At 39.8% G+C, this 791-nt stretch carries 1 protein-coding gene; it reads right to left on the bottom strand.

From position 1 onward, the window contains the following. On the bottom strand, positions 1–791 hold a 791-nt coding region (locus tag ORL93_RS30825), incomplete at both ends, for a Cna B-type domain-containing protein (protein ID WP_265960347.1).

Below are 791 nucleotides of genomic sequence, written 5' to 3'. Positions count from 1 at the left end.
TACCGGTTGTTCTTTCACTTCATACTTGTATGCCTTACCTTCGGCATCATATGCCGCTAAGTCTGTAAATGCATATTTCCAACCTGTTGCTTCGCTTACTTCTTGCGTTGCAATCACTTTACCATTTTGTAGTAGGTCTACTTTGATCATTGCCGGACGATCTTTCGCATTATCGTCTTTCCATGTCTTCGTTCCTTCTACTTTTGTTTGGCTTACTTTTGTATTCGTGATGTCATAACCTTTTACTTCGGATTGATATCCATTTACCGGTTGTTCTTTCACTTCATACTTGTATGCCTTACCTTCGGCATCGTATGCCGCTAAATCTGTAAATGCATATTTCCAACCGCTTGCTTCGCTTACTTCTTGCGTTGCAATCACTTTACCATTTTGTAGTAGGTCTACTTTGATCATTGCCGGACGATCTTTCGCATTATCGTCTTTCCATGTCTTCGTTCCTTCTACTTTTGTTTGGCTTACTTTTGTATTCGTGATGTCATAACCTTTTACTTCGGATTGATATCCATCTACCGGTTGTTCTTTCACTTCATACTTGTATGCCTTACCTTCGGCATCGTATGCCGCTAAATCTGTAAATGCATATTTCCAACCGGTTGCTTCGCTTACTTCTTGCGTTGCAATCACTTTACCATTTTGTAGTAGGTCTACTTTGATCATTGCCGGACGATCTTTCGCATTATCGTCTTTCCATGTCTTCGTTCCTTCTACTTTTGTTTGGCTTACTTTTGTATTCGTGATGTCATAACCTTTTACTTCGGATTGATATCCAT

Origin of the sequence: Bacillus sp. DHT2, assembly GCF_026241455.1 — a bacterium.
Lineage (GTDB): Bacteria > Bacillota > Bacilli > Bacillales > Bacillaceae_G > Bacillus_A > Bacillus_A pseudomycoides.
The sequence above is the reverse complement of the archived record's forward strand: the minus strand, read 5'-3'. Positions and strand labels throughout refer to the sequence as shown.